Annotated in this window: 30 protein-coding genes; 15 read left to right on the top strand and 15 right to left on the bottom strand. The window is 71.8% G+C overall.

Annotated features, from left to right (window positions below; genetic code table 11):
- The first annotated feature begins 147 nt into the window (after positions 1 to 147).
- From moaA to NE236_RS22865, 4 genes are read left to right on the top strand one after another with little or no spacing between them, the layout of a single operon-like run.
- Complete coding sequence (moaA, locus tag NE236_RS22880) at positions 148 to 1,137, top strand: GTP 3',8-cyclase MoaA (protein ID WP_252844110.1); 990 nt, start codon at positions 148 to 150, stop codon at positions 1,135 to 1,137.
- Between the two features lie 10 nt (positions 1,138 to 1,147).
- Positions 1,148 to 1,456, top strand: coding sequence for a DUF3467 domain-containing protein (locus NE236_RS22875; protein WP_252844109.1), 309 nt, complete (start codon positions 1,148 to 1,150; stop codon positions 1,454 to 1,456).
- Positions 1,443 to 2,027, top strand: a complete 585-nt coding sequence (gene mobA, locus NE236_RS22870; protein WP_252844108.1) for a molybdenum cofactor guanylyltransferase — start codon at positions 1,443 to 1,445, stop codon at positions 2,025 to 2,027. The genes NE236_RS22875 and mobA overlap by 14 nt, the downstream gene beginning before the upstream one ends.
- Positions 2,020 to 2,250 carry a DUF6457 domain-containing protein gene (locus NE236_RS22865; protein ID WP_252844107.1) on the top strand — a complete coding sequence of 77 codons (231 nt, stop codon included), beginning with the start codon at positions 2,020 to 2,022 and terminating at the stop codon, positions 2,248 to 2,250. The genes mobA and NE236_RS22865 overlap by 8 nt, the downstream gene beginning before the upstream one ends.
- Positions 2,251 to 2,271: 21 nt before the next feature.
- Here the strand turns inward: NE236_RS22865 and NE236_RS22860 are convergent, their stop codons facing one another.
- The 3 genes from NE236_RS22860 to NE236_RS22850 all read right to left on the bottom strand — a co-directional run bounded on the left by NE236_RS22860 (position 2,272) and on the right by NE236_RS22850 (position 3,896).
- Complete coding sequence (locus NE236_RS22860) at positions 2,272 to 2,925, bottom strand: DUF1275 family protein (protein ID WP_252844106.1); 654 nt, start codon at positions 2,923 to 2,925, stop codon at positions 2,272 to 2,274.
- Between the two features lie 278 nt (positions 2,926 to 3,203).
- Entirely contained in the window at positions 3,204 to 3,410 is a 207-nt protein-coding gene (locus NE236_RS22855; protein ID WP_252844105.1) for a hypothetical protein, read from the bottom strand.
- Positions 3,411 to 3,491: 81 nt separating this feature from the next.
- Entirely contained in the window at positions 3,492 to 3,896 is a 405-nt protein-coding gene (locus NE236_RS22850) for a cation diffusion facilitator family transporter (protein WP_252844104.1), read from the bottom strand.
- A gap of 163 nt (positions 3,897 to 4,059) precedes the next feature.
- Between NE236_RS22850 and NE236_RS22845 the strand changes: the two genes are divergently transcribed.
- Together NE236_RS22845 and NE236_RS22840 are read left to right on the top strand one after the other, a co-directional pair.
- Entirely contained in the window at positions 4,060 to 4,992 is a 933-nt protein-coding gene (locus NE236_RS22845) for an ABC transporter ATP-binding protein (RefSeq protein ID WP_252844103.1), read from the top strand.
- Entirely contained in the window at positions 4,989 to 5,825 is an 837-nt protein-coding gene (locus NE236_RS22840; RefSeq protein ID WP_252844102.1) for an ABC transporter permease, read from the top strand. Before NE236_RS22845 ends, NE236_RS22840 begins: the two co-directional genes overlap by 4 nt.
- 255 nt (positions 5,826 to 6,080) lie before the next feature.
- Here the strand turns inward: NE236_RS22840 and NE236_RS22835 are convergent, their stop codons facing one another.
- Both NE236_RS22835 and NE236_RS22830 read right to left on the bottom strand, forming a co-directional pair.
- Positions 6,081 to 6,395 (bottom strand): DUF3099 domain-containing protein, encoded by a 315-nt coding sequence (locus NE236_RS22835; RefSeq protein WP_252844101.1) that lies wholly within the window; start codon positions 6,393 to 6,395, stop codon positions 6,081 to 6,083.
- A gap of 7 nt (positions 6,396 to 6,402) precedes the next feature.
- Complete coding sequence (locus NE236_RS22830) at positions 6,403 to 7,485, bottom strand: alpha-hydroxy acid oxidase (protein ID WP_252844100.1); 1,083 nt, start codon at positions 7,483 to 7,485, stop codon at positions 6,403 to 6,405.
- Between the two features lie 90 nt (positions 7,486 to 7,575).
- Between NE236_RS22830 and NE236_RS22825 the strand changes: the two genes are divergently transcribed.
- Entirely contained in the window at positions 7,576 to 7,788 is a 213-nt protein-coding gene (locus NE236_RS22825) for a dodecin (protein WP_252844099.1), read from the top strand.
- A 193-nt stretch (positions 7,789 to 7,981) separates the two neighbouring features.
- On the opposite strand, the gene NE236_RS22820 is transcribed toward NE236_RS22825, so the two are convergent.
- Entirely contained in the window at positions 7,982 to 9,373 is a 1,392-nt protein-coding gene (locus tag NE236_RS22820) for a metallopeptidase TldD-related protein (RefSeq protein ID WP_252844098.1), read from the bottom strand.
- The gene (locus NE236_RS22815; RefSeq protein ID WP_252844097.1) at positions 9,370 to 10,869 is read right to left on the bottom strand and encodes a TldD/PmbA family protein; all 1,500 of its coding nucleotides are present in this window, start codon (positions 10,867 to 10,869) and stop codon (positions 9,370 to 9,372) included. Before NE236_RS22815 ends, NE236_RS22820 begins: the two co-directional genes overlap by 4 nt.
- Positions 10,870 to 10,984: 115 nt before the next feature.
- Between NE236_RS22815 and NE236_RS22810 the strand changes: the two genes are divergently transcribed.
- On the top strand, positions 10,985 to 11,689 hold the full coding sequence (locus NE236_RS22810; RefSeq protein ID WP_252844096.1) for a beta-ketoacyl-ACP reductase: 705 nt from the start codon (positions 10,985 to 10,987) through the stop codon (positions 11,687 to 11,689).
- 113 nt (positions 11,690 to 11,802) lie between these two features.
- Positions 11,803 to 12,567 (top strand): enoyl-ACP reductase FabI, encoded by a 765-nt coding sequence (gene fabI / locus NE236_RS22805; protein WP_252844095.1) that lies wholly within the window; start codon positions 11,803 to 11,805, stop codon positions 12,565 to 12,567.
- Between the two features lie 16 nt (positions 12,568 to 12,583).
- Here fabI and NE236_RS22800 read toward each other — a convergent pair whose 3' ends face one another.
- From NE236_RS22800 to NE236_RS22790, 3 genes are all read right to left on the bottom strand, one after another.
- A complete protein-coding gene (locus NE236_RS22800; protein WP_252844094.1) occupies positions 12,584 to 13,882 on the bottom strand; it encodes an MFS transporter in 1,299 nt (432 codons plus the stop codon).
- Positions 13,883 to 14,024: 142 nt separating this feature from the next.
- Positions 14,025 to 14,678, bottom strand: a complete 654-nt coding sequence (locus NE236_RS22795; protein WP_252844093.1) for a hypothetical protein — start codon at positions 14,676 to 14,678, stop codon at positions 14,025 to 14,027.
- An 84-nt stretch (positions 14,679 to 14,762) separates the two neighbouring features.
- On the bottom strand, positions 14,763 to 16,367 hold the full coding sequence (locus NE236_RS22790) for a helix-hairpin-helix domain-containing protein (RefSeq protein WP_252844092.1): 1,605 nt from the start codon (positions 16,365 to 16,367) through the stop codon (positions 14,763 to 14,765).
- 266 nt (positions 16,368 to 16,633) lie between these two features.
- On the opposite strand from NE236_RS22790, the gene NE236_RS22785 reads away from it, so the two are divergent.
- On the top strand, positions 16,634 to 17,350 hold the full coding sequence (locus NE236_RS22785) for a hypothetical protein (RefSeq protein ID WP_252844091.1): 717 nt from the start codon (positions 16,634 to 16,636) through the stop codon (positions 17,348 to 17,350).
- A gap of 4 nt (positions 17,351 to 17,354) precedes the next feature.
- Here the strand turns inward: NE236_RS22785 and NE236_RS22780 are convergent, their stop codons facing one another.
- Positions 17,355 to 18,293, bottom strand: a complete 939-nt coding sequence (locus NE236_RS22780; protein ID WP_252844090.1) for an aldo/keto reductase — start codon at positions 18,291 to 18,293, stop codon at positions 17,355 to 17,357.
- Between the two features lie 280 nt (positions 18,294 to 18,573).
- On the opposite strand from NE236_RS22780, the gene NE236_RS22775 reads away from it, so the two are divergent.
- Positions 18,574 to 19,392, top strand: a complete 819-nt coding sequence (locus tag NE236_RS22775; RefSeq protein WP_252844089.1) for an undecaprenyl-diphosphate phosphatase — start codon at positions 18,574 to 18,576, stop codon at positions 19,390 to 19,392.
- Between the two features lie 6 nt (positions 19,393 to 19,398).
- On the opposite strand, the gene corA is transcribed toward NE236_RS22775, so the two are convergent.
- Positions 19,399 to 20,370, bottom strand: coding sequence for a magnesium/cobalt transporter CorA (gene corA, locus NE236_RS22770; protein ID WP_252844088.1), 972 nt, complete (start codon positions 20,368 to 20,370; stop codon positions 19,399 to 19,401).
- Positions 20,371 to 20,473: 103 nt separating this feature from the next.
- Between corA and NE236_RS22765 the strand changes: the two genes are divergently transcribed.
- From NE236_RS22765 to NE236_RS22755, 3 genes are read left to right on the top strand one after another with little or no spacing between them, the layout of a single operon-like run.
- Entirely contained in the window at positions 20,474 to 21,136 is a 663-nt protein-coding gene (locus NE236_RS22765; RefSeq protein WP_252844087.1) for a histidine phosphatase family protein, read from the top strand.
- A 10-nt stretch (positions 21,137 to 21,146) separates the two neighbouring features.
- Positions 21,147 to 21,698: a DUF3090 domain-containing protein gene (locus NE236_RS22760; RefSeq protein WP_252844086.1), complete on the top strand. Its 552-nt coding sequence runs from the start codon at positions 21,147 to 21,149 to the stop codon at positions 21,696 to 21,698.
- A gap of 27 nt (positions 21,699 to 21,725) precedes the next feature.
- Positions 21,726 to 22,490 carry an SCO1664 family protein gene (locus NE236_RS22755; RefSeq protein ID WP_252844085.1) on the top strand — a complete coding sequence of 255 codons (765 nt, stop codon included), beginning with the start codon at positions 21,726 to 21,728 and terminating at the stop codon, positions 22,488 to 22,490.
- A 9-nt stretch (positions 22,491 to 22,499) separates the two neighbouring features.
- On the opposite strand, the gene NE236_RS22750 is transcribed toward NE236_RS22755, so the two are convergent.
- The gene (locus tag NE236_RS22750; RefSeq protein WP_252844084.1) at positions 22,500 to 23,402 is read right to left on the bottom strand and encodes an alpha/beta hydrolase; all 903 of its coding nucleotides are present in this window, start codon (positions 23,400 to 23,402) and stop codon (positions 22,500 to 22,502) included.
- Between the two features lie 264 nt (positions 23,403 to 23,666).
- On the opposite strand from NE236_RS22750, the gene mshC reads away from it, so the two are divergent.
- Positions 23,667 to 24,929, top strand: coding sequence for a cysteine--1-D-myo-inosityl 2-amino-2-deoxy-alpha-D-glucopyranoside ligase (mshC, locus tag NE236_RS22745; protein ID WP_252844267.1), 1,263 nt, complete (start codon positions 23,667 to 23,669; stop codon positions 24,927 to 24,929).
- A gap of 61 nt (positions 24,930 to 24,990) precedes the next feature.
- On the opposite strand, the gene NE236_RS22740 is transcribed toward mshC, so the two are convergent.
- Positions 24,991 to 25,839, bottom strand: coding sequence for a PAC2 family protein (locus tag NE236_RS22740; protein WP_252844083.1), 849 nt, complete (start codon positions 25,837 to 25,839; stop codon positions 24,991 to 24,993).
- Between the two features lie 100 nt (positions 25,840 to 25,939).
- The gene (locus NE236_RS22735; RefSeq protein ID WP_252844082.1) at positions 25,940 to 26,398 is read right to left on the bottom strand and encodes a universal stress protein; all 459 of its coding nucleotides are present in this window, start codon (positions 26,396 to 26,398) and stop codon (positions 25,940 to 25,942) included.
- Positions 26,399 to 26,472 lie beyond the last annotated feature (74 nt).

The raw sequence follows: 26,472 nt of genomic DNA, 5'->3' as shown, positions 1-26,472 counted from the left end.
CTATGACCACTTGATGTCGCGGAAGGTTCTCTGTTTTCGGGAGAAATGTTTAAAGATCACCAGACGTTATGGAATCCCGGTGGTAGCACGAATCGTCGGTCCGGCGACATAGGCTGAAGTGTCCGCATCGATAGAGGGGGTTCGTCCTTGCTGGTGGACGGCTTCGGCCGGGTGGCGACCGATCTTCGCGTGTCCCTCACCGACCGCTGCAACCTGCGTTGCACCTACTGCATGCCCCCCGAAGGCCTCGAGTGGCTGCCCAAGCCCGAGCTGCTCACCGACGACGAGGTGATCCGGCTCGTCGCCGTCGGCGTCGAACGCCTCGGGATCACCGAGGTCCGGTACACCGGAGGCGAGCCGCTGCTGCGCAGGGGCCTGGTCGACCTCGTGACCCGCACGACCGCGCTGCGCCCGCGCCCGCACGTGTCGCTCACCACGAACGGCATCGGCCTGTCCCGGCTCGCCGAGCCTCTGCGCGAGGCGGGGCTCGACCGCGTGAACGTCTCCCTCGACACCCTCGACCGTGACACCTTCGTACGGCTCGCGCACCGGGACCGGCTGCCGGACGTGCTCGCCGGCCTCGCCGCCGCCGAGCGGGCCGGGCTGCGGCCGGTGAAGGTGAACACGGTGCTGATGCGCGACGTCAACGACCACGAGGCGGTGCCCCTGCTGCGCTTCTGCCTCGAGAAGGGGTACGAGCTGCGCTTCATCGAGCAGATGCCGCTCGACGCCCAGCACGGCTGGCGGCGCGAGAACATGGTCACCGCCGACGAGATCCTCGACCGGCTGACGGCGGAGTTCACCCTCCTGCCGGACGACGCCGCCGCCCGTGGCAGCGCTCCGGCCGAGACGTTCCTCGTCGACGGCGGCCCGGCCCGGGTCGGCGTCATCGGCTCGGTCACCCGGCCGTTCTGCGGAGCGTGCGACCGGGTGCGGCTCACCGCGGACGGTCAGATCCGCAACTGCCTGTTCGCCCGCGAGGAGTCCGACCTGCGCGCCGCCCTGCGCTCGGGCGCCTCGGACCGCGAACTCGCCGAGCGCTGGACGGCCGCCGTGGCGGGCAAGCGCGCCGGCCACGGCATCGACGACGTCGGGTTCCTTCAGCCCGCCCGTCCGATGTCCGCGATCGGCGGGTAGAAAGGACGGCGTGACCGAGCAGCCGCAGGAACACCGGGTCGAGATCACCGTGCCACCCGACCACGAGGTCGGCGTGTACGCCGGCTTCGCGTCCGTGTGGCGCACCCAGGACTCGTTTGTCATCGACTTCTCCACCGCCGTGCGCCCGCCGGAGATGATGGAGGACGAGGGCGGCACCCCCTACATTCATGTCCCCGCCCAGGTGGTGTCCCGCGTGCGGATTCCGCCGAGCCAGGTGTGGGAGCTGATGAAGGTCCTCGAGCAGAACCTCAGTGCGTACGAGCGGGAGAGCGGCAAGAGCGCGCATGACGACGATTGAGCCGTACGACGCGGTGATCCTCGCCGGCGGTGCCGCGTCGCGGCTGCGCGGGGCCGACAAGCCCGGCCTGCTCGTCGGCGGCCGGCCGCTGGTGTCACGCGTCGGCGCGGCAGTGGCGGACGCGCGGCGGATCGTGCTCGTCGGGCCGCACCGTCCGGAGCTGCCCGCCGCTGTCACCGTCCGGGAGGACCCGCCGGGGGCCGGGCCGGTGCCCGCCCTGCGCGCCGGGCTGGCGCGGGTGCACGCGCCATGGGTCGCCGTACTCGCCGCCGACCTGCCGTTCCTCACTGCCGACGACATCGGGGCGCTGCGCCGCCGGGCCCACGGCCGGTCCGGGGCCGTCTTCGTCGACGACGAGGACAGACCGCAGTGGCTGACCGGGGTGTGGCGGACCGCGACCCTGCGCGCCGCCCTCACCGGGTACCCGCGCGCGTCGCTGCGCGGGCTCATGGCCCCGCTCGACCCGGCCCGCCTGCGGGCCGCGGAGCGACGCCGGCCCGCGTGGTACGACTGTGACACGGAGGACGACGTCGCGCAGGCGTCACGGCTGATCGAGGAGAACGGTGCTTGAAGAGTGGCTCGACACGGCATGCGCGGAGCTGGGCATCGACCCCGCCGAGGTGGATCGTGACCTGATCCTCGACCTCGCGCGCGACGTCGCGCACGGCGTGGCGCGGCCCGCCGCCCCCCTCACGGCCTACCTCCTCGGGCTGGCCGTGGGCCGCGGCGAGCCCGCGCGGGACGCCGCGGCCCGCGTCACCGCACTCGCCGCCGAGTGGCCGGCGCGCCACTGACCGCGACGCGGTGCCCGCCGCTCACGAGCGCCGAGGGCCACGACCGGCGCGGCGCGGCACAGCGACCGTCACGACGGTAAGGGCTGCGGCCAGGGGAAGGGCCGGCGCCGCAGGGCGTGCCCAGACCAGCAGCACCGCCTCCAGCGCGGCCCCGGCCAGGGCGGCGCCCAGCACGGCGAAGCGCCGCCGCATGGTCACGGGGGAGCCGGTGGTGGCCACCTCCGTCATCAGCGCGGTCAGCGTCCCGGTGAGGTAGGTGGTCGCGGCCCCGCTCACCGCCAAGGCGTTGACCGCCGTGCCCTGCACGCCCATCGCCGCGGCGGCCACCGCGACCAGCGCGACCTGCGCGACCGCGCCGGGACGGCCGGCCGAGGCGAGCCACCCGGCCAGCACGACGGCCTGCGCCGTCGGTACCACGCCCAGCGCGCCGACGACGCGTCGCGGCCACGGTCCGGGGCCGGGAGGGCCAGCGCCCCGGAGCCAGGTGGCGGCGCCGAGCACTCCGGAGGCGTAGGCCGTGATGGACACTGCGGCGCGTACGCCGGCGCCGAGATCGGCATGCACGACGGCGATGCCGAGCAGGATGAGGTTCCCGGTCATGACGCTCGTGAACACGGCCCCGAGCGCCACGAAGCTGAAGGCGTCGGCCGCTCCGGAGCCCAGCGCCAGCAGCATGATCGCCGGTGTGACGCTCCCGGACCGAGGTGGGCGCGGCGGCCCCGCGAACCGCCGGGACCCGGCCGAGTGGGGGTCCCGCCGACGCCACGGCGTCCGCGGGACCCACACGGACCCCGCCGTCCGCAGGAACCGCCGCGGCCAAAGCGTCCGCGGGACCCACCGGGACCGCGCCGTCCACGCCCGTCTTCTCGCCGGCCTCACGCAGTCCGTGTTCCCGCCTCCGAGCCGTTCCATGGGCGCCGCCCTGGCGGGGAGCACGGTCGCCGGAGAAGGAGCTACCGGATCTCGTCGACCGGGACGGCGTCGCGCAGGAATCCCCGGCGGGCCAGGAACGTGCTCAGATGTTCCTTGTGGTCGTCGCAGGCCAGCCAGATCTTGAGCCGGTCGGCATCGTGGATCTTCGGGTTGTTCCAGCGCAGGGCCCAGCGGGCGTCGGCCCGGCAGTCCTTGGCGGAGCACTGGAGGGGCTCGGAATCGGTCACCCCACCAGTCTGGCCGACCGCCCACGCTCGCCGGTCCGCCCGGCCGGTGCCTTTCGCGGTGGCCACCCGCATATGCCTTCACTATCCGTATTTGTGGGTATTTGTTTGCGTCGCGGACGGCAGGGTAGATGGAGACCCGCGTCCGCGGGGGCGTACGGCCCGGGCCCGGACCCCCGGTGATCGACGCAGAGCGCAGCCGCCCGCGCGACACCGTGGAGGAGCCCGCCGAGGACGCCCAACGCGTGGGCCCAGGCGCATCGTGAGGAGTTCGAGGACGTCGTCGGCCCCGTCGGTGGCGTTGATCTCCTCGGTGATCAGGCGCCGCTCGTCGGGGTCGGCGGCGTGGCCGATGAGCATGTCCCTGTTGTCCCGGCCGAGCCGATAGGCGACGACGATCAGTACCAGGACCGCGGCCAGTTTGGTGGCCGCCACCACGAGGTTGGCGGCCCCGGCCACGAGGACCGTGCGACGCGTTGACCGATTCATCGGGGTCCCGTTACCCACCGACGACCCGTCGATACGGCCGGTCGGCCATCGGAAATGGCCGGACGGCGGTACGGGATCAGCCCAAAGGGGGATCCGATACCCCGGTTGGACCGTCTAACGTGATCGAGATCACTTTCCTTTCCCCCGAACACAGGATCTGTCGATGATCGAGGCGAAGAACCTCACGAAACGCTACGGCGACAAAGTCGCCGTGAACGATCTGTCCTTCACGGTCGAGCCCGGAAGGGTGACCGGATTCCTCGGCCCGAACGGTGCCGGGAAGTCGACGACGATGCGGCTGCTGCTCGGCCTCGACCGCCCGGACGGCGGCGACGCGACCATTCACGGCCGGCACTACCGGGAGCTTCCCCGGCCGCTCTCGGTGGTCGGCGCGCTGCTCGAGGCACGGGCGGTCCACACCGGACGCAGTGCTTACCACCATCTGTTGTGCCTGGCCCAGACCCAGGGCATCGGTGGCCGGCGGGTCGACGAGGTCATCGAGCTGGTCGGGCTCGGCGACGTCGCCCGCAAGCGCGCGGGCGGCTTCTCCCTGGGCATGGGCCAGCGGCTCGGCATCGCTGCGGCCCTCCTCGGCGACCCCTCCGTGCTGATCCTCGACGAGCCGGTCAACGGCCTCGACCCCGAGGGCATCATGTGGATCCGCACGCTCATGAAGCGCCTCGCATCCGAGGGGCGCACCGTGTTCGTCTCGAGCCACCTGATGAACGAGATGGCGGTCACCGCGGAGCATCTCATCGTCATCGGCCGGGGCCGGCTGATCGCCGACTGCTCGACGGAGGAGTTCATCGAGCGCAGCACCGAGCAGCAGGTGGTGGTGCGGAGCCCGGACGCCGAGCAGCTCGCCGCCCTCATCGGCGAAGAGGGAGGCAAGACCGCCCTGGACGGTGACGGAACACTGACCGTTTCCAACCTCGACGCTCCGCGCATCGGCGAGCTCGCCGCCGCCGGCGGCTTCGTGCTGCACGAGCTCACCCCGCGGCGCGGCTCCCTGGAAGAGGCGTTCATGGAGCTGACCCGCGACAGCGTCGAGTACGGCGCGGCGCCGGCCCCGCATGGCGAAGGAGACCCGCGATGACCACTGTCCCCAGCGCCACCACTCGCCCGGCCGCTCCGGTCGACCGCAGGCCGCGCTTCCACCGCCTGATGCTGAGCGAGTGGACCAAGATCCGGTCAGTGCGTTCCACGGTGTGGTCGCTCATCCTGCTCGTCGTCCTCGACCTGGGCTTCACCGCCCTGTTCACGGCGCTCACCGCGGCGCAGTGGGACAAGACCGATCCGGCGGGCCGCGCGGCCGTGGCCGCCGATCCCACGGGCACGATCCTCGGCAGCGGGTTCTTCCTCAGCCAGTTGACCGTCTGCGTGCTCGGCGTCATGGTGATCGCCTCGGAGTACTCCACCGGCATGATCCGCGCCAGCCTCCTGGCGGTGCCCCGGCGGATGTCCATGCTCGCCGCCAAGTCGGCGGTGTTCGGCCTGCTGATCCTCGTGCTCGGGACGGTGGTGTCGTTCGCCTCCTTCTTCATCGGCGCGCCGATTCTCCATGCCAAGGCGCCGGTGTCGCTGAGCGACCCCGGCGTCCTGCGCGCCGTCGTCGGCGGCGGTGTGTACCTCGCCCTGCTGGGCCTGTTCGCCCTGGCGATCGGGGGGATCGTCCGGCATACCGCTGCGGGCATCACGGGCGTGATCGGATTCGTCCTCGTCCTGGCCCCGTTGGCCCAGCTGCTCCCGGGCAGCTTCGGCAAGCATGTGCACGCCTACCTGCCGTCCGAGGCGGGTCACCTGATCGCCCAGGCGCATCAGGGAAAGAACGATCTTCTGACACCGTGGCAGGGGTTCGGGGTCTTCTGCGCCTGGACGGTGGCGCTGCTGGTGATCGCCGCGATCCTGCTGAAGCGGCGCGACGCCTGACGACGGCGGTCGGGACGGCGGAGCGGCCGGATCGGCCCAGACCGCATGGCCGGTAGCATCGCCGCAGGTCGGCGCCGCTAAGGAAGAGGGGCGGAAATGTGGCGACGCCGGGAGGATACGGGGGCAATCCTCCCGGCGTCGCGCTCATCGGTGTTCCGACGGGGGCCCGGAACACCGGCACGGGCGCCCCGACGGGGGACCAGAGCGCCGGTACAAATCGTACACCGAACCCCCCCTGAGTTAGTCAAGAGATTGTCACGAGCCGATTTCGTCACGGGGGCCAGAAATCTGGTTTCGGTCAACAGACTTTGCCTCATATGGGGCAAAACGGGAACGCGAGTCAGGTTCACGTCCGCCATTGGCAAAGATCACGGCAACGTACGGCAGGATGACCGCTCCGATCAGCGCCGCGATCGCCAGCCACCGCCAGCCGCCGGGCAGCGTCACGGCGAAGATGATGCTCAACAGGAAGCAGAGCGCCCGGACGCCCATCGTGATCAGATAACGGCGCTCGCGGTACCCGATGTCCTCGGACAGCGGCCGGCGTGCATCCGTCACCGTGTAGACCACCGGCTGCTCACGTCGCCGGATCCGTGGTTTGACCCTCACTCCTCCACGGTATCCCCAGGGGCGACCGGGCAAGCTCCCGGGTGATCTCCGCCGTCGTCGCCGCCCCCGCCAGCCCCATCGCCCGGGACAGCGCGCCATTGAGCTCCGTCAAACCGGCGGCCACCGCCTCCGCGCCGCCCACCGCCAGGCACCACAGGGCCGGCCGGCCGACGAACACCATGCGGGCACCGAGCGCGAGCGCCCGGAGCACGTCCACGCCCGTACGGACGCCGCCGTCGGCGTAGACCTCGGCCGCGTCGCCCACCGCGTCCGCGACCTCGGGCAGGGCCTCGGCCGTCGGTATCGCCCCGTCCAGCTGCCGCCCTCCGTGGTTGGACACCCACACGCCGGACGCTCCCGCCGCGACGCATTCGCGCGCGTCGTCGCCGCGCAGCACGCCCTTGACCACGACCGGCAGGCCGGAGACGTCTCGCAGCCGGGCGACGTCGGCGTAGGTCACGTCCGGCGCCTGCTCCGCCAGCGCCCGGTCGAACCCCGCACCGAGGTTCACGCCGAAGACCTCGTCCGGGATCAGCCCGGCGTCCCGGTCGCGGCGCCGCCGCCCGAGATAGGGCGTGTCCCCGGTGAGCACGATCGCCGTCGCCCCGGCCGCGGCGGCGCGTCGTACGAGCTCCCGTGTCAGGCCGTGGTCGCGCATGACGTACGCCTGGAACCACCACGGCCCCGCCTCGGCGGCCACCTCCTCGATCCGCCGGGAACTGCGCGAGGAGACCGTCAGCAGCGCGCCGGCCCGTCGCGCGCCCCGCGCCATCGCCACCTCGCCCTCCGGGTGGGCGAGGGTCTGATAGCCGACCGGGGCCACGCCCACCGGCACGGTCAGCTCCCGGCCGAGCACCGTGACGCGCGGGTCGATCAGGGAGACGTCGCGCAGGACGCGCGGCCGCAGCCGTACCCCGCGCCAGGACGTCTCGTTGGCGGCGAGCGTCGTCTCGTCGCCGGCTCCGCCGGCGTAGAAGTCGAAGACGTCGGCGGACAGGACCTGCCGTGCCCGCTCGACGAGCCGCCGGTGGTCCGCTTCATTGGAGAACACGGCAGCAAGCCTGCCTCACCCACCGCATGGGGCGTATGAGGGAGGGAAGAGAGATCAAAAGCCGTCCATCGCCGCGTGGGAGGAACCGTCATGACAGACCGGACGTACCGGGTAACGGAGATCGTGGGCACCTCACCGGACAACGTGGACGCCGCGATCCGCAACGCGATCAGGCGGGCCGGGCAGACGCTGCGGCATCTCGACTGGTTCGAGGTGACCGAGGTGCGCGGCCAGATCGTCGACGGTGAGGTCGCGCACTACCAGGTGGGCCTGAAGGTGGGCTTCCGCCTCGAGGACTCCTGAGCGCGCCGCCCGGCGGCCCGTACGGCCGAGAGCCGAGAGCCGAGAGCCCGGAGCGCGTACGGTCCTGAGCAGGCACCGGCGGCCGTACGACCTTTGAGACGGACGACCCCGGGTCCGTACCGCTTGTGTCCGGACCCGGCCGTCCGAAGCCCGGCCGGACGTCTCCGCGGAGGCGGCCGGCCGGGACGGGCGGTCAGCTCGCCTTGCTGACCGTCGACATGTTGAAGTCGGCGATCCGCAGCGGCGGCATGGCCGTGCGGGTGAAGTAGTCCGACCACTCGCGCGCGAGGGTCCGCCGTGTCGCGCCGGCCTCGGCCACCCGCCCCAGCATGCCGACCGGGCTCTCGTTGAACCGGAAGTTGTTGACCTCGCCGACGACCTCCCCGTCCTCGACGAGGTACACCCCGTCGCGGGTCAGCCCGGTGAGCAGGAGCGACTGCGGGTCGACCTCGCGGATGTACCACAGGCAGGTGAGGAGCAGCCCGCGGCGGGTGCCGGCGATCATCTCGTCGAGCGTCGCCGTGCCGCCCGGAACCTCCATCAGCAGGTTGTCGACGCCGGGGGTGAAGGGCAGGCCCGTCAGCCGGGCCGAGTGGCGGGTCTGCAGCAGCGCGGACAGCCTGCCGTCGGAGATCCAGTCGACCGGGCGGAGCGCGATGCCGTTGTCGAACACCGACGACTCACGGCTCGAGGCGTGCGCGACCACGAAGGGCGTGCACTCCAGGCCGGGCGCCGCCGGGTCGCTGTACAGGCGGACCGGCGTGTCGGACAGGCTCTCGCCGACCTTGGTGCCTCCGCCCGGCTTGCTGAAGACCGTACGGCCGTCGTGGGCGTCGCGGGCGCCGGCCGACCAGTACAGGTAGACCATCAGGTCGGCCACCGCGCTCGGCGGCAGCAGCGTCTCGTAGCGGCCCGCGGGCAGGTCGATCCGCCGCCGGCCCCACTCGAGCCGCCGGGTGAGGTCGTCGGCGAGCGCCGTGACGTCGACGTCGCGGAAGTCGCGCGTGCCCACGCCGTTCCACGCCGACTGGGACAGGTCGTCGGACTTCGCGTTGAGCTCGACCTTCCCGGTCGGCTCGTCGGACCGGAGCCGCAGCCCGGCGGAGGTGCCGAGGAAGGTGGTGTTCATGGTGTGCTCGGCGAAGCCGTACAGCAGGCGGGCGTTCCCCTTCGCGGCCGCGAACGCCTCGCCGAGCGACGGCGCGAAGCCCTCGAAGACGCCGATGGACGTCTCGGCCGGCGGGTCGTCCCAGCGGCCGCCCGGACCGGCCTCGGACGCGTCGACCAGGGACGCGGCGTCGTCGGCCGGGGCGTTGTCGGCCGCGGCCCGCTCGGCCGCGCGGACCAGGTCCTCCAGCTGATCCTCGGTCACGCCCGTACGGGACATGACCCCGGTGGAGACGCCGTCGGCCTTGTTCTTGATCGCGATGACGGTCAGCCGCCGGGACCGGGTGACGCCGTTGGTGGTCAGCGTGTTGCCCGCCCAGCGCAGGTTCGTGCCGCTGGACTCCTCGGCGATGACGACGCAGCCGTCCGTGCGCGACAGCGCCAGCGCCCGCTCGACCGTCTCCTGCGGGGTGGTCACTTGCCCGCCTCCTTCACCGCGTTGAGGATGTTGACGCCGCGGAACAGCGCGGACGGCGCGCCGTGGCTGACCGGCGCGACCTGGCCGGGCTGGCCCTTCCCGCAGTTGAACGCGCCGCCGAGGACGTAGGTCTGCGGCCCGCCGACGGCCTCCATCGAGTTCCAGAAGTCCGTGGTCGTCGCCTGATAGGCGGCGTCCCGCAGCTGGCCCGCGAGCCGCCCCCGCTCGATCTTGTAGAAGCGCTGGCCGGTGAACTGGAAGTTGTAGCGCTGCATGTCGATCGACCAGCTCTTGTCGCCGACCACGTAGATCCCGTGGTCGACGCCGGCGATGAGCTCCTCGGTCGACGGGCCGTCCGGCGCCGGCCGCAGCGAGACGTTCGCCATCCTCTGCAGCGGCATGCTCGACGGGGAGTCGGCGAACGCGCAACCGTTGGACCGCTCCGCCCCGGTCAGGTGCGCGATCCGCCGGTCCAGCTGGTAGCCGACGAAGAGGCCGTCGCGGACGATGTCCCACCGCTGGGTCTCGACGCCCTCGTCGTCGTAGCCGATCGTGGACAGGCCGTGCTCGGCGGTGCGGTCCCCGGTGATGTTCATGACCTTCGAGCCGTACTGCAGGCTGCCGAGCTTGTCGGGCGTCGCGAAGGACGTGCCGGCGTACGCGGCCTCGTATCCGAGCGCCCGGTCGAGCTCGGTGGCGTGCCCGATCGACTCGTGGATCGTCAGCCAGAGGTTCGACGGGTCGATGACGAGGTCGTACGTGCCGGCCTCGACCGAGGGCGCCGACAGCTTCTCGGCCAGCAGCTCGGGGATGCGGGCCAGCTCGCCGTCCCAGTCCCACGTGCTGCCCGTGAGGTATTCGTAGCCTCGCCCCACCGGCGGGGCGAGGGTGCGCATCGTGTCGAAGGCGCCGTCCCGGATGCCGACGGCGTTCAGCACCGGGTGGAGGCGCACCCGCTGCTGCGTGGTCACGGTCCCCGCCGTGTCGGCGTAGAACTTGTTCTCCTTGACCTGCAGGAGCGACGCGTCGGCATGCGCGACCCGGTCGTCGCGCAGCAGCCGGGCGCTCCAGTCGGCCAGCAGCGCGATCTTGTCCCGGACCGCCACGTCGAACGGGTCCACCTCGTAGGCCGAGATCCAGACCTGCTCGCCGTGCGCCGGCTCGGTGGCCAGCTCGATGCGTTCACGGTTGATGGCCGCGGCCACCTTGGCCACCTCGACCGCCTGCTCGGCCACCCGGGCGGCCGCGTCGGTCGTCAGGTCGATGCCCGCGGCGAATCCCCACGTGCCGTTCAGGATCACTCGGACGGCGAACCCGACGTCGTCGGCGTCGAGGGCCGTCTCGAGACTGCCGTCGGACAGGCGCAGGGTCTGGCTCCGGATGCGTTCGAGGCGGAAGTCGACGTGTTCGGCGCCGAGATCCCGCGCTCTGGACAGCGCCGCGTCGGCCAGTGCGCGCGACGGCAGGGCGGTGAACTCTGGATCGATCTCTCGCACCCATGCAACCTATCGCGTCCTACAAAGACCGGCCGGTCCTCCTTGGCGGTGCCGTGCTCGTGTTACCTATCGGTAGCGCAATAGGCTCGCCACGATCGAACTGGAGGTTCGTCTAATGAGTCGCTCCGCCCTCGTCACCGGAGGCAACCGGGGAATCGGGCTGGCCATCGCCCACGAGCTGAAGAACGCCGGGGACGCCGTCGCCGTGACCTACCGCTCCGGGGAGCCCCCCGAGGGCCTGTTCGGCGTGCGCTGCGACATCACGAGCGTCGAGGACGTCGACGCGGCGTTCGGCAAGATCGAGGCGGAGCAGGGGCCGGTGGAGGTGCTGGTCGCCAACGCCGGCATCACCAGGGACAACCTGCTCGCGCTGATGAGCGAGGAGGAGTTCACCTCCGTCCTCGACACCAACCTCACCGGCGCCTACCGCGTCGCCAAGCGCGCGGTCCGCGGCATGATGCGCAAGCGGGGCGGCCGGATCATCCTCGTGTCCTCCGTCGTCGGACTGCTCGGCTCCGGTGGCCAGGCCAATTACGCCGCCTCCAAGGCCGGGCTGGTCGGCTTCGCGCGGTCGCTCGCCCGCGAGCTCGGCTCGCGCAACATCACGGTCAACGTCGTCGCGCCCGGCTTCGTGGAGACCGACATGACCGCGGCGCTGGGGGAGGACCGCCAGGCCGAGATCAAGAAGCAGATCCCGCTGGGCCGCATCGCCCAGCCGGCCGAGATCGCCAAGGCCGTCCGCTTCCTGGCCGGTGAGGACGCCGCCTACATCACCGGTGCGGTCATCCCCGTCGACGGCGGCCTCGGAATGGGGCACTGACCGCCGGCGTGCCGACCGCTCCACCGACCGGTAGACGGTCGCCGCGGGCGCATCCTGACAACGAGCACCGGCCCGCCGCGGGCGGCGGCCGATATCTGGAAATGGGACACTGAATGGGCATTCTCGACGGCAAGCGGATCCTCGTCACCGGCGTCCTCACCGACGCCTCCATCGGCTTCCACATCGCGCGGCTCGCCCAGCAGGAGGGCGCCACCGTCGTCCTGACCGGATTCGGCCGCATGTCGCTCGTCGAGCGCATCGCCAAGCGGCTCCCGGAGGCCGCGCCGGTGATCGAGCTGGACGTCACCAGCGCCGAGGACCTCGACGGTCTCGCCGGAAAGGTCGCCGCGCACGTCGACGGGCTCGACGGGGTCGTGCACTCCATCGGATTCGCGCCGCAGACCGCCATGGGCGGCAACTTCATGAACACCCCGTGGGACGACGTCGCCACCGCCGTCCAGGTCTCGACCTACTCCCTGAAGTCCCTCACGGCCGCCTGCCTGCCGCTGATGAAGAACGGCGGCTCGGTCGTGGGCCTGGACTTCGACGCCACCCAGGCCTGGCCGGTGTACGACTGGATGGGCGTGGCCAAGGCCGGCCTGGAGTCCACCGCCCGATACCTCGCCAAGTACCTCGGCCCGGACGGCGTGCGCGTCAACCTCGTGGCCGCCGGGCCGCTCAAGACGATGGCGGCCAAGAGCATCCCGGGCTTCGAGGAGTTCACGAACGTCTGGCCGGACAAGGCCCCGCTGGGCTGGGACGTCGCCGACCCGGAGCCGACCGCCAAGGCCTGCGTGGCGCTGCTGTCCGACTGGTTCCCGGCGACGACGGGCGAGATCGTCCACGTCGACGGCGGCGTCCACGCCGTCGGCGGCTGACCGCGCCCGGCGGCGCTCAGGCCAGATGGTCCGCGGACATCTCTTCGTCGTCGCCGAGCGTTTTCTCCGCAGCGGCGTTGTGCTGTGCGGCGGGCAGCAGGTTCGGTTCCAGCAGCCGTAGGGCGATGATGGCGAGGCAGTTCGTCGCGCCGAGCGCGATCCACGGCAGGGAGCGGTGGAGGTTGAACAGCGTGGTGAAGAACGTGGGCGCGATGATCCCGGCGATGGTGAACGAGTATTGGAAGGCGGCCATGTAGCGGCCCCTCAGTTCGGCCGGCGAGATGGCGGTCACCAGCGCGATCGAGACCGGAGCATGCATCACCTCGGCCAGGGTGAACAGCGCTGTCGCACCGATCAGCACGGGGATCACCCAGACGAGCCGGCCGGGGACGAGGCCGGACAGCAGGAAACACCATGCGGACCACAACGCGGCCGCGGTCATGATGATCCGGGTGCGTCGGTAGGCGGCGAGTCGCTTGATGACGGGTGCGGCGAGCACCGACACCACGACGGTGTTACCGACGAGGAGCGCGGATGCGAGCCAAGTGGGCCCTCTCAGGCCCGTGAGCACGAAGGTGGGCAAGGCCAGCGCGAGCATCATGCCCGTCATCGCGAAGACGGTATTGATACCGGTCAGGGCGAGGAACCGGCGGTCTTTGAGGATCGTTCCATATCCGGTTCGGGTCTGTCCGGCGTCGTGGCGGAGCTTCGGTACGCGGACGAAGACCGTGATCACGGCGGCGGCTGCGGCGAAGCAGCCCGCCGCGGCGTAGGCGACGGCGTGATAGGCGGCGGTACGGCCGTCGGCTATGACGGCGCCGGTGATCAGCCCACCCAGGCCGAGCCCGGCGGTGCGAGCCATGTTGGCCCAGGCGAACCATGAGTCACTGCGCATGGTGGATGTGCTCGCGTCGGCATGGTCCGCGACCGCGGTGAAGATGCTCGACCAGAAGACCCGCACGCCCACGGCCACCAGGCTCACAGCGAAGAAGATGCCGACCGGCTCGTCGACCCGGCCGTAGGCGAGGTAACCGAGGGCCTGCATGACCTGGGCCGCGACGACCAGGGGCAGCGCACCCAGCCGGTCGGCCAGCGCACCGGTCCAGACAGGGATCGGCAGCGTGATCGCGCCGGCGACGCTGAGCAGGATGCCGAGAAGACTCAGCGGGACATCGGTGAGCCGGGTGAAGAACACCAGGGACAGGGGGAGGAAGAGCCCGTTGCCGACCGAGTCAATGACCAATGCGCCGATCAGGACGCCGCCCCCGTGCGCCTTGGTCGAACCGGGCGTCTCTGACGTCGTCCTATTGATCATCACCGCCTAGCGTACGTTTCTGCCCAGTCGCTTACGGCCCTCGCCGGTGGCGTGAGCCGGGCGGATCGACGACGGGTTCCGGCGGCGGCCCGGACGGCGGCGGCGCGTCGACGGGCTCTCCGGCCGGGACCGGGCTCACCTGTCAGCGGGAGCGCGGGCGGCGCAGACGGCGGTTGAGCACGCTGAGGTTCAGCGCCGTGACCGCGCCGATCAGCCCGGAGGCGGTCGCCACGAGCAACGGCGGAACGGAGTCCTCCGCCGGGTCGCTGGCGGCCATCAGCCGCGCCGCCGTCGGCTGCTCCTGCCGGACGGGCGACTCCTGCGGGTACACGAGCGGGCCCTGGGACGTGATGTCGGGCAGCGCGGGGCCCTGCGGCTGCGGCGCGGCCACCTGCGGGGCGTCGCCGGCCGTGCCCGCCGCCGGGGGAGCGATGGGCACGTTCACCGAGCCGGATCCCGATCCGCCGCCCGAACCCGAGTGGGATCCACCACTCGAGCCGGAGTGCGATCCGCCGCCCGAACCGGAACCGGAGTGGTGGGAATGACCGGCGGACGGCTTGGGCTTCGGCTTGGTGGATCCGCTTCCGCCCGACTTCGGCGGGTTCGCCGGCTTGCCAGTCCCGCCGCCCAGGACACTGCAGAGCAGGGGGCCGAGCTTGCACTCGCCCGCCGTCCGGACCGTGGCGCGCGACTCCGCCGACGCCGGACCGGCGCCGGCCGCGAAGAACATCACCGCGCCGGCGGACACCGTCGCCGACGCCGCCCCGACGCGCCGCCAGTCTCGCCTTGAGCCCATGTCACTCCCTGGGTCGTCTCCCGTTGTTACTGACAACTGGTCCAACGAGACGAGCGTTACACGGAAACGCCGCGAACTACAGGGTTACAGGTCTGCCATGTTCTCGCGCAGCAACGCGGAAAGACGCGTACGGCGGGGCGGCTCGGTGCGGTCGCGCACCGCGCGGGCCAGTTCCGGGCCGGCGGCGTGCACGACCGACAGGTGCCGCCGCGCCCGGCTGAAGGCGCCCACCGCCAGCGCCCGGGACAGCGCCCCGCCCGCCTCCCCGGGCAGCACGGCCACGACGGCCGGCCAGCGTGTGCCCTGGGCCCGGAGGACGGTCACGGCCCAGCCGTGGCGTACCGCGGAGCCGGGCACCGTCGCGTCGCCGGACGGGAACGCGACGTCCAGTGTGCCCTCGGCCGGATGGGCGGCGGTGACGGTGCCGAACTCGCCCGCGGCGGCGCTCGGCAGGTCGGTGACGGCGACGACGCGGTCGCCGGCGTCGTACGGGCCCGGGCCCGGGTTGAGCCTTTCCTTCAGCGTCTGGTTGAGCGCCACCGCACCGGCCTCCCCGCGTCGTACGGGCGTCACCACGAGGATCTCCTCGGCGGGGATGCCCAGGGCGCGGGGAATGGAGTCCGTGACGAGCTGCACCGCGCGGTGGGCCGCCTCACGGGCCTCGGCCGCCGGGACGATGACGACCTCTCGGTCGGCGGACTCCACCGGGGCGAGGGTCCCCGCGCGGGCCGCCGCGGTCAGCCGGCCGATCACGTCTCGCGGCGCGGCGGGCAGCTCGGTGACCGTCACCGTGCCGGAGGCGATGACGTCGGCGAGGACGCGGCCCGCGCCGGACGGGGACGGTGCCGCCGGGTCGCCGGCGAGGACCAGATGCGTGCCGTCCATGCACGCCTCGACGAGCGCGGCCGCGTGCTCGACGTCGAGGGTGTCCGCCTCGGCCACCACGACGAGGTCGGCTTCCAGCGGGCGGTCCTCTCCCCGGGAGTAGCCGGCCGGTCCGGGTTCCAGCAGCAGGTGCAGGGAGCGGGCGCCGCCGAGCGCACGCGCGGCCCGGTCGGTCGGGGCGGTGACGATCACGCCGGGAGCACCGAGCAGCCGCTGGAGCACCTCCTCCACGGCCTCCGGGGCGCCCGCGAGCACGCTGACGCCGCTCTCGCACACGGCCGCCGGGACGCCGTCGGCCTCGGGCAGCGGGTCGGCGGTGGCGGTGAGCCGGGCGAGGCCCTCGGCGACCGTCTCCTCGGCGACGGTGAGGCGGGCGAGGCCGAGGAGTTCGTTCTCGGACGCCTCGTCCATCACCGCGGCGATGTCCCCGGCGGCGATGGACGCGCGCAGCGCCTCCACCGCGTCTCCCGGGTCGAAGGCCTCCAGGGCGGACAGGACCGCCTTGGCGGGCGTGATCGTGTGGCCGTCACCCGCGGCCCGCAGCAGCAGGTGCGCGGCCAGGGCGCCCGCGCGGCGCGGATCGTGCCGGCCGGCCTGCGCGCCGAGCAGCCTGCGGGCGAAGAAGTCGGCCTGCTCGGGCCGCACGCCGGGGATCTCCAGCAGCCGCCACGGGTCGTCACGCAGGATCTTGGCGGCGGCCTCGCCGAGGCGGGCCAGCGCCTCGGGCGCGAGCCGGGCCGGGACGTCATTGGTCGCGAACAGCTCGGCCACGTCGGAGGGAGGGCCGGAGAAGGTCTCAGTCATCGCTCGCTCACTTTAGTGCCGTCGCGCCCGGTGTTCGCCGCGTTGGCGAGGACGGTGCCGCGTCACCGGATGGTCACGACTGAAGGTCGGTGCCGTGCACGGCGCGTGATCATGCCACGATGGGCGCACCATCCCCGACCGCGCCGTGAATCCAGAGGCCCGCGACCCCGATGTCCTATCCGTACCCGCCCTCGCCGGGAGGTCCGTGGGGCCCCGGCCCGTACCCGCCCGGGCCGCCTCGGCCCGCTCCGTACCAGCCCGGCCCCATGCGACCGGGACCGCCGCCGGGGTACCCCCAGGGCCACCAGCCTCCGGCGGCGCCCTACCCGGGCCCCTACCAGCCGGCCTACCAGCAGCCGGGCTGGCCGGGACCGGAGCGCGTCGCGCCCCATCTGGGCCTGCGGCTGATGCGGCGCGACGCCCTCCCCGCCGGCTACGACGCGATCTCCATCGTGCTCAGTGACGAGATCTTCGGGCTGCTGTGCGTCCGGGAGGAGGGCCGGGAAGGGGTGCGCCCGGTCGGCGCCGCGGACGCCCATCGCTGGGGGAGCGACCCGCGGACGCTCTGGGGATGGGGCCTGGACAACCTGCGCCGCGAGGACCTCGACGTACGCTCCGACGAGACGGTCGCGGGCAACGCCCTGCACATCGTCACGGGCCCGAGCGGCACCGCCTCCGCGCAGTTGCTGCGGATCGGTGAACTGCTGCGCGAGCCCGCGTCCTTCGGCCTGCTCCTCACCGTCCCGGTCGACGGCGTACTGATCTTCATGGTGCTGCGTTCGCACGCCGACCTGGCGGCGGTGCCGTCGATCCACGAGACGAGCCGATCCGTGGCCCGGACCGGCGCGATGCTGAGCGATCGCGTGTACTGGTGGTACCAAGGGGCCATGGAGGACGTGCCCATCACCGTCCTCGGCGCGCAGCAGGCCCGGATCAGCCCCCGGCCCGGCCTTCACCGGATGCTCCAGCACCTGCCCCGGTAGGGCCCTACTCGGACGAGACGTCGTCGAGCGCGTCGCGGATCTCGGCCGGCAGCGTGATCTCCTCCGCCTTGAGGATCGCTGCGAGCTGGCCGGCCGTGCGGGCCCCGACGATGGGGGCGGCCACGCCGGGCCGGTCGCGCACCCAGCTGAGCGCGACGGCCAGCGGCGACACGCCGAGCCCCTCGGCCGCCGTCGACACCGACTCGACGATCTGGGCGCCGCGCTCGCTCAGGTAGGGCTGCACGAATTCGGCGTAGTGCGGGGTCGCCGCCCGCGAGTCGGCGGGGATGCCGGTGCGGTATTTGCCGGTGAGTACCCCGCGGCCGAGCGGGGAGCACGGGAGCACTCCGACGCCCAGCTCGGCGGCCGCGGGCAGCACGTCGTCCTCGATGTCGCGCCGCAGCAGGGAGTACTCCACCTGCGTGGAGACGATCGGGGTGCGCCCCGGCCAGGCCTTCTGCCACGTCGCGGCGCGGGCCAGCTCCCACGCGGCGAAGTGCGACACGCCGGTGTAGCGCGCCCGGCCGGAGGCCACCGCGTCGTCGAGGGCGGACAGCGTCTCCTCGAGAGGGGTCCGCGCGTCGTAGGCGTGCAACTGCCACAGGTCCACGTGGTCCACGCCCAGCCGGTCGAGGGAGGCGTCCAGGGCGCGCAGCAGGTGACGCCGGGAGGCGTCGCGCGTGCCGTCGGCGGTCAGCACGGCCTTCGTGGCGATCACCAGGTCGTCGCGGGCGACGACCTGGCCGACGAGGGCGCCCAGCACCCGCTCGCTCTCGCCGCCGCAGTACACGTCCGCGGTGTCGACCAGGGTGCCGCCGGCCTCGACGAAGGCGGTGAGCTGGGCGGCGGCGTCATCGACCTCGGTGTCCCCGCCCCACGTCATCGTTCCGAGGCCGAGGCGGGAAACGGCCAGGCCGCTCCGGCCGAGGTGACGCTGTTCCATGCCTGCGGAGCGTATCGGGAGTCGGGAAATTCGTCCGCACACACCCGGCCGGCGGTGCGGCGACCCGCCAGGTCTCACCCGTAGGCGGACACGCCCACCCGTGGACGGGTGAGGGCGTGAGCGGCACTAGGCTGCCATCGTCATTCAGCGACCCGAGCACGCCCGACCTGGCGAGCGGAGTGATCGGCCGAGGGGCGAGGCCGACCACGGAGCGAGTGAGGCGGGCGGGGTGAACAGTGCGACGCCCGGTCGGCGGGCGTGTTAAGGAGACTCCGGACCCGTGAATTTCGTGCAAGCGACCGTTCTGGGCGTCGTGCAGGGCCTCACCGAGTTCCTGCCGATCTCCAGCTCCGCACATCTTCTGATCGTGCCGCGGCTGCTCGGCTGGAAGGACCCGGGCGCGGCGTTCACGGCGGTCATCCAGCTCGGCACGATGCTCGCGGTGCTCCTGTTCTTCTGGCGGGACATCGTCCGCATCATCGGCACGTGGTTCCGCAGCCTCACCGACAAGGAGCTGCGCGGTCACCTCGACGCGCGCATGGGGTGGTACGTCGGGCTGGGAACCATCCCGGTCTCGGTCGCCGGGCTGGCGTTCAACAAGCTGATCGAGGGCCCTGCCCGCAACCTCTGGATCAACGCGGGGTCGCTCATCGTCATGGGCCTGGTGATGATGGTCGCCGAATGGGCCGGACGGCAGAAGCTCGAAGTCGGCGACCTCAACATGCGGGACGGCCTGATCATCGGCGGCTTCCAGTGCCTGGCGCTGATCCCCGGGTCCTCGCGGTCGGGCTCCACGATCACCGGTGGCCTCTTCCTCGGGTACACCCGGGAGGCCGCGGCGCGCTACTCCTTCCTGCTGTCCATCCCGGCGGTCGTGCTGTCCGGCCTGTTCGAGCTGCGCAAGGTGGGGGAGGGAGGCCTGCCGGTCACCGGGACCGCGGTCGCCACCGTGGTGTCCTTCGTCGTCGGGTACGCCTCGATCGCGTGGCTGCTGAAGTTCCTGGTCCGCCACTCGACGCTGGTGTTCACCTACTACCGCGTGGCCCTCGGCGGCGTCCTGATCGGCCTGCTCGCCGCCGGGGCCATCACCGCGACCTGAGGGGCGTCACAGCCATCCGCTCTTGCGGAACCAGCGGTAGAGCCCCACGCAGATCGTCAGGATGAGCAGGAGCGCCGCCGGATAGCCCCACGACTGTTTCAGCTCCGGCATGTGCTCGAAGTTCATTCCGTACACGCCGGTCACCATGGTGGGCACCGCCAGGATCGCCGCCCAGGCGGAGATCTTGCGCATGTCCTCGTTCTGCTGCATGCCGACCTGGGCGAGGTGCGCGTTCAGCACGTTCGTCAGCAGCTCGCTGTGGGAGTCGACCCGCTCGTCGACGCGCAGGAGGTGGTCGAGGACGTCGCGGAAGTACTCCAGCGTGCCGGGCGGGAGCTCGACCCGGCGCTTGACGATGTCCTGCAGGACCGGGATGAGGGGATCCTCCGCGCCGCGGAACTCCAGCACCTCGCGCTTGAGGTCGTAGATCTTCTCGGTGACCGTGACGCGCTGGGGGGAGAAGACCTCGCGCTCCAGCTCGATGATGTCGGTCTCGACCTCGTGCGCGATCGCCTCGTACCGGTCGACGACCTCGTCGAGGACCGTGTAGAGGACGGCACCGGGCCCGTGGCAGATCAGGTCCGTGTCGGCCTCCAGGCGCCGGCGTACCTCCTTGAGCGGGCTGCCCTGGCCGTGCCGGACCGTGATGACGAAGTCCGCGCCGACGAACAGCATGATCTCGCCGACCTCGATGTCGGAGGTCGCGTCGACGTAGTGCAGCGTTTTGACGACGACGAACAGCGTGTCGCCGTAGCGTTCGAGCTTGGGACGCTGGTGCGCGTTGACCGCGTCCTCGATCGCGAGGGGATGCAACTGCAGCTCGCCGGCGACCAGGTCGAACTCCTCGCGGGTCGGCTCGTGCAGCCCGATCCACATGAAGGCGTCGCCGTTCTCGCGCGCGACGTCGAGGGCGTCGCTGAGGTCGCCGTCGACGCTCTCACGCTCGCCCTTACGGTAGATGGCGCAATCCATGATCATGACAGGACATTGTCGCGCATCGCGGGTTAACAAATCGTCCAACGGTGGCTACCCACGGAAACGGGAGACAAGCGCGGCCCGGACTGCGACTACAGTTCACCGCGTGGCCACACTTCTGCTGGTACGCCATGGGCTGACCGAGATGACCGGACCGGTGCTCGCGGGCTGGACTCCGGGGGTGCACCTGGACGAGCGGGGCCGTCGGCAGGCCGCCGAACTCGCGGCGCGGCTGGCACCGGTTCCGCTGGAGACCATCGTCTCGAGCCCCCTGGACCGCTGTCAGGAGACGGCGCGGGCGATCCTGGCCGGCCGCGACGGACTGGGCGTCCGGACCGACGAGCGCCTCGGCGAGGTCAGGTACGGCGAGTGGACCGGCCGCCCCCTCGAGGAACTGACCAAGGAGGACCTCTGGAAGGTCGTCCAGGCGCACCCGAGCGCCGCCCGGTTCCCGGGAGGGGAGTCGCTGGCCGAGGCGCAGCACCGGGCCGTGTCCGCGATCCGTGAGTGGAACGACCGGCTCGGGCCGGACGCGACGTACCTCGTCTGCAGCCACGGGGACATCATCAAGGCGATCGTGGCCGACGCCCTCGGACTCCACCTCGACCAGTTCCAGCGCATCCAGGCCGATCCGGCCTCGCTCACCGTGATCCGCTACACCGAACTGCGCCCGTTCCTGGTCCGCCTCAACGACGGCGGCGGCCGAGTCGACGATCTTCTTGCGAAGTCGGGGCGGGACAGTGACGCAGCGGTCGGCGGCGGAGCGTAGGGTCATCCTCATGCCGGTCATCGCATACGACATGCCCGACAGGTTCGTCGCGGGCACCGTCGGCCAGCCGGGCGACCGCGCCTTCTTTCTTCAGGCACAGGACGGGCGCCGCGTCACGAGCGTCGGGCTGGAGAAGTTCCAGGTGACGCTGCTGGCCGAACGTCTCGAGGAGCTCCTGGACGAGGTGCTGCGCCAGGGCGGGGGCGCCGCGGTGGTGCCCGCGGTCGCGCCCATGGAGTTGCAGGATGACGAACCCCTCGAGCAGCCCGTCGAGGAGGAGTTCCGGGTCGGCACCATGGCCCTCGCCTGGGACCCCGAGGACGAGCGGATCGTCATCGAGGCCCAGGAGATGACCGAGAGCGAGGACGACGAGGCCGACATCGGCAGCGAGGACCCCGCGGTCGCCGTTCTCCGCGTGCGGATCACCGCGGCCCAGGCGCGGGCGTTCGCGCAGCGGGCCCTGAAGATCGTCGCCGCGGGCCGTCCGCCCTGCCCTCTCTGCGGCCTTCCGCTCGACGCCCAGGGCCACGTGTGTCCCCGCCAGAACGGCCATCTTGGCTGAGACCCCGATCCCACGGACACTGAACACATGAGTCAGCCCTCCAGGTACGGCATCGGCGGGGACGGCGCGCTGACCCCCACCGACACCGAGGCCGCCCTCCGCCTCCTCCAGCACGGCGACATCACCATCGAAGGGCGACTCGTCGCCGCCAGCAACGCGACGCTGTACTGCTCGATCACCCACGAGGACCTGCGGGCCAACTGCGTCTACAAGCCCGTGTCCGGCGAGCGTCCGCTGTGGGACTTCCCCGACGGCACCCTGGCGGGCCGCGAGGTTGCCGCCTACCTCGTCTCCGAGCAGATGGGCTGGTCCGTCGTGCCCCCGACGGTGCACCGCGACGGCCCGTTCGGGCCCGGCATGGTCCAGCTGTGGATCGAGCACGACACCGAGGTCGACCTGCTGGAGCTGTCGCGCGGCGACGACGCGGCCGTGCGCCGCATGGCCCTCTTCGACGCCGTGGTCAACAACGCCGACCGGAAGATCGGCCACCTCCTGCCCACCCGGAGCGGTCACGTGTACGGCTGCGACCACGGCGTCTGCTTCTCCGCCGAGTACAAGCTCCGCACCGTGCTGTGGCAGTGGCGTGGCAAGCAGCTCACCTCCGAGGCCGTCGACGCCCTGCAGCGGCTGCGTCGCGCCTTCACCCGAGACGGCTTCGCGCGGCGGCTGTCCGGGCTGCTCACCGCCGAGGAGGTCGAGGCGGTCCACGGCCGGATCGAGCTCATGCTCAAGCACCGGATCCACCCGTACCCACCGGAGGACTGGCCCGCCATCCCCTGGCCGCCCGTGTAGGCCGCCGACCTACTGAGGTGAGCCGGTGGGCCGGGGAGACGCGCTCACGGGCCCCGGCGCCCCGGCCTTCGCCCAGCCCTGGGCGAGGAAGCCGAAGGCGTCCGGGAGGACGCTGCGCACGTAGTCCCAGTCGTGGCCGCCGGCGCGTACGTCGAGCACGGCCGGCACCCCCGCCGTGTCGAGCAGCTTCTTGAACCTCTGCGGCTCGCCCTTGATGACGTCGTTGTCCTCGCTCTCGGCGGCGGACAGGAAGATCCGCACGCGCCGGGCGGCGGCGACGTTCTGGTCCGGCCGGTTCGCGTCGACGACGGCGTCCTTGTCGCCGAACATGTGCGACGGGTCGTCGACGTGGAAGTAGCCGGAGATGGAGGTCACCGAGCCGAAGACGTCGGGGTGGCGCAGCGCGAGGTTCATCGAGCCGTACCCGCCCATGGAGAAGCCGCCGATCGCACGGTGCGCGGCGTCCCGGCGGTGGCCGCCCTCGACGGCGGGGATCACCTCGTCGAGCACCCGATCCTCGACCCGGTCGGATCCGTCGGCGGCGTTCGCCCACTCGGTGTCGTCGTGATGGCTGCCGTTGCCGTCGGGGACCGCCAGCACGAACGGCGTGCCCCCCTTGGCGACGTACGCCGAGACCTGCTTGGCGAGCCCCTCATCGTCGATCAGTGTCTTGGGGTCGCTGGGCACGCCGTGCAGGAAGTACAGGACGGGCAGCGTGCGCGTCTCCGGCACGTCGGGGCGCCACACGTACACCCCGTACGTCTTGTGGTCGGTCGGGTCGGTGACCTTGATCTGGGACAGCCCAGGACGCGCGGGGGAGGGGGTGTCGACGTCGCGCGGCCGGCGGGTGTCGGCCGCGCCGTGATGCAGGCCGACGTCGACGGTCACGTACGCGATCCCCAGCGCGGCCACGAGTGTTCCCGCCCACACGGAAAGGCCCGCCAGCGGCGGGCGTCGGGTCTTCTTCCTGCGATGTTTCGACACGGTGAGGGCTCAGGCTAGGGGAGGGGACAAGCGTGACCAGACTTCCACATCGCTGACGGACCAGTAGTTATTCCACGCGACATGGCGCGTTCTTTACCCTCGGTCCGGCATTTGGAACCCGATCGGTATTCGGATGGCCGTCCGGCGAACCGGACCTGACCGACGGCGGACCCGAGGACTCCGGTTAGGCTGCTGGGTATGCGATCGTGGTCCGCCCCCAAGGTCCCCAGCCTGGCCGAACACGGCCTTCCCGCCCCGGACGACGTCCGCCTGAGCGTGCACGACTCGGCCGCCGGCGCCATACGTCCCACCGACCCCGGCCCGACCGCGCGGATGTACGTCTGCGGCATCACCCCCTACGACGCGACCCACCTGGGTCACGCCGCCACCTACCTGGCGTTCGACCTGGTGAACCGCGTCTGGCGCGACGCCGGACACGACGTCCACTACGTGCAGAACGCCACCGACGTCGACGATCCGCTGCTCGAGCGCGCCGCCCAGACGGGAGAGGACTGGCGTGCGCTGGCCGAGCGGGAGATCTCGCTGTTCCGCGACGACATGACCGCCCTGCGCGTGCTGCCTCCCCGCGAGTACGCCGGCGCCGTCGAGTCGATCCCGCTGATCATCGAGTTCATCGAGCGGCTCCGGGAGAAGGGCGCGACGTACGAACTGGACGGCGACCTCTACTTCCCCGTCTCCACGGACCCGTCGTTCGGCTCGGTGAGCCGCCTTTCGCCGAAGGAGATGCTGCCGCTGTTCGCCGAGCGCGGCGGCGACCCGGGACGCAAGGGCAAGAAGGACCCGCTGGACGCCCTGCTGTGGCAGGCCGAGGGCCCCGGCGAGCCGTCCTGGGACTCCCCGTTCGGGCGCGGGCGTCCCGGCTGGCACGTCGAGTGCTCGGCGATCTCCGTGCGCAACCTCGGCATGTCCTTCGACATCGAGGGCGGCGGCTCGGACCTGGTCTTCCCGCACCACGAGATGGGCGCCTCGCACGCCGAGATCGCCACCGGGGAGCGCCCGCACGCCAGGGCGTACGTCCACGCGGGCATGGTCGCCCTGGACGGGGAGAAGATGTCCAAGTCGCGCGGCAACCTCGTCTTCGTGTCCCGCCTGCGCACTGAGGACGCCGATCCGATGGCGATCCGGCTCGCGCTGCTGGACCACCACTACCGGTCCGACTGGGAGTGGACCGGGGACGACCTGACGCGGGCACAGGCGCGCCTGGCCCGCTGGCGCGAGGCGGTCCTGCTGCCGGCGGCGCCCCCGGCGGCCGACGTCGTCGGCCGGATCCGCCGGCACCTGGCCGACGACCTCGACGCGCCGTCCGCGCTCCTGGCCGTCGACCGGTGGGCCGACCACGCCCTCAGCGTGACCGACGAGGACCGGGAGGCCGACAGCGCCGCCCCCGGCCTCATCCGCGTCGCCGTCGACTCGCTGCTCGGCGTCGAACTGTAGGGATCAGGGGGAGGCGCGGTCCTCCCCCTGACAGTCCTACCTCTGGCAGTCCGACGCCTGCTCAGTCCGAGTCGCCGCGGCGGCGCAGGTAGCGCTCGAACTCCCGGGCGATCGCGTCGCCGCTGGCCTCCGGAAGCTCCGTCGCGTCCTTCTGTTCCTCCAGGGCGCGGACGTACTCCGCGACCTCGGAATCCTGCTCGGCCAGCTCGTTGACCCCGTGCTCCCAGGCGCGCGCCTGTTCGGGCAGCTCGCCGAGCGACACCGAGATGTCGAGGATGTCCTCCACCCAGCGCAGCAACGCCAGGGTCGCCTTGGGCGACGGCGGCTGCGCCACGTAGTGCGGCACCGCGGCCCACAGGGAGACCGTCTCCAGGTCCGCCGTCGCGCAGGCGTCCTGCAGCACGCCCAGGATGCCAGTCGGCCCCTCGTAACGCGCCGCCTCCAGCTGCATGCGCGCGGTCAGGTCCGCGTCGGAGGAGGCCGCGGTCACCGGCACCGGACGGGTGTGCGGGGCGTCGGCCAGCAGCGCCCCGAGGAGCACGACGTTCCGGGTGCCCAGCTCGAGCATGATGCCGACCAGGTCCTGGCAGAACGCCCGCCATCGCATGTTCGGCTCGATGCCGTGGACCAGCACGACGTCACGGTCGGAGCCGGGAAGCTTGGCCACCGACAGACGGGTCGTCGGCCAGCTGATGCGCCGGGTCTGCCCGTCGACCATCTCGACGGTGGGACGCGTCACCTGGAAGTCGTAGTAGTCGTCCGGGTCGAGCGCGGCCAGCGGGGTGGCACCCCAGATCTCCTCCAGGTGGCGTATCACGCCGCTCGCCGCTTCACCGGCGTCGTTCCACCCCTCGAAGGCGGCGATCACTACCGGGTCGACGAGCTCGGGCACATCGTCGAGCTCGACCACGCGCTGCCTCCCAACCGACGTCTCATAAACGACATCTCCAGCCTATGTCCTGTACGCCCCCGGGCGTCCCCTTGAGATCACAGCGAAACCGAGGCCGCGGTCACCGGCCGTCGGTGGTGCGGACGATCAGGACGTCGCAGGGGGAGCGGTGGGACAGGTTCGCCGGCACCGAACCGAGCAGCCGGCCCGCCAGCCTGTTCAGCCCCCGGTTGCCGACGACGAGGAGGTCGGCGCGGCGGTCCGTGGCGAGCTCGACCAGGGAGTCGACGGCGTCGCCCTCGACCGGGACCTCGTCGATGTCGCGGGCCCCCGCCGCCACCGCCCGCTCACGGGCGGCGCGCAGCGCGTCGGCGGCGGGCGTGGAGCCCTCGATCTTGTAGGCGAGGTCGCCCAGCCGGTCGGCGGCGTGCTGACGCTCGCGGGCGGGCATCGGGTGGTAGGCGCAGACGAGGATGAGCGTGGCCCCGGCGTCGGCCGCGATCCGTGCGGCGGCCTCGACCGCCCGGAAAGAGGACGTGGAGCCGTCGGTGCCGACGAGGACGGTGCTGTACGAACCCACGGGTCCTCCTTGGTGGAGACCAGACCAGGCAGGTGCTGGCGATCGACGATCAGAACCGGCATGTGATGCCGCTA

Source organism: Actinoallomurus purpureus (genome assembly GCF_024055795.1).
In the GTDB taxonomy this organism is placed as follows: domain Bacteria; phylum Actinomycetota; class Actinomycetes; order Streptosporangiales; family Streptosporangiaceae; genus Actinoallomurus; species Actinoallomurus purpureus.
Note: the sequence above shows the minus strand (reverse complement) of the source record. Positions and strands in the feature narration are given on the sequence as shown.

What these genes read in the sequence shown, in the direction of transcription:
- mobA (WP_252844108.1), top strand. Translation starts at nt 1,443, where the DNA reads ATGACGACGATTGAGCCGTACGACGCGGTGATCCTCGCCGGCGGTGCC.
- NE236_RS22860 (WP_252844106.1), bottom strand. Translation starts at nt 2,925, where the DNA reads ATGCTGCTGGCGCTGGGCTCCGGAGCGGCCGACGCCTTCAGCTTCGTG.
- NE236_RS22850 (WP_252844104.1), bottom strand. Translation starts at nt 3,896, where the DNA reads ATGAATCGGTCAACGCGTCGCACGGTCCTCGTGGCCGGGGCCGCCAAC.
- NE236_RS22845 (WP_252844103.1), top strand. Translation starts at nt 4,060, where the DNA reads ATGATCGAGGCGAAGAACCTCACGAAACGCTACGGCGACAAAGTCGCC.
- NE236_RS22840 (WP_252844102.1), top strand. Translation starts at nt 4,989, where the DNA reads ATGACCACTGTCCCCAGCGCCACCACTCGCCCGGCCGCTCCGGTCGAC.
- NE236_RS22825 (WP_252844099.1), top strand. Translation starts at nt 7,576, where the DNA reads ATGACAGACCGGACGTACCGGGTAACGGAGATCGTGGGCACCTCACCG.
- NE236_RS22810 (WP_252844096.1), top strand. Translation starts at nt 10,985, where the DNA reads ATGAGTCGCTCCGCCCTCGTCACCGGAGGCAACCGGGGAATCGGGCTG.
- fabI (WP_252844095.1), top strand. Translation starts at nt 11,803, where the DNA reads ATGGGCATTCTCGACGGCAAGCGGATCCTCGTCACCGGCGTCCTCACC.
- NE236_RS22800 (WP_252844094.1), bottom strand. Translation starts at nt 13,882, where the DNA reads ATGATCAATAGGACGACGTCAGAGACGCCCGGTTCGACCAAGGCGCAC.
- NE236_RS22795 (WP_252844093.1), bottom strand. Translation starts at nt 14,678, where the DNA reads ATGGGCTCAAGGCGAGACTGGCGGCGCGTCGGGGCGGCGTCGGCGACG.
- NE236_RS22790 (WP_252844092.1), bottom strand. Translation starts at nt 16,367, where the DNA reads ATGACTGAGACCTTCTCCGGCCCTCCCTCCGACGTGGCCGAGCTGTTC.
- NE236_RS22785 (WP_252844091.1), top strand. Translation starts at nt 16,634, where the DNA reads ATGCGACCGGGACCGCCGCCGGGGTACCCCCAGGGCCACCAGCCTCCG.
- NE236_RS22780 (WP_252844090.1), bottom strand. Translation starts at nt 18,293, where the DNA reads ATGGAACAGCGTCACCTCGGCCGGAGCGGCCTGGCCGTTTCCCGCCTC.
- corA (WP_252844088.1), bottom strand. Translation starts at nt 20,370, where the DNA reads ATGATCATGGATTGCGCCATCTACCGTAAGGGCGAGCGTGAGAGCGTC.
- NE236_RS22760 (WP_252844086.1), top strand. Translation starts at nt 21,147, where the DNA reads ATGCCGGTCATCGCATACGACATGCCCGACAGGTTCGTCGCGGGCACC.
- NE236_RS22755 (WP_252844085.1), top strand. Translation starts at nt 21,726, where the DNA reads ATGAGTCAGCCCTCCAGGTACGGCATCGGCGGGGACGGCGCGCTGACC.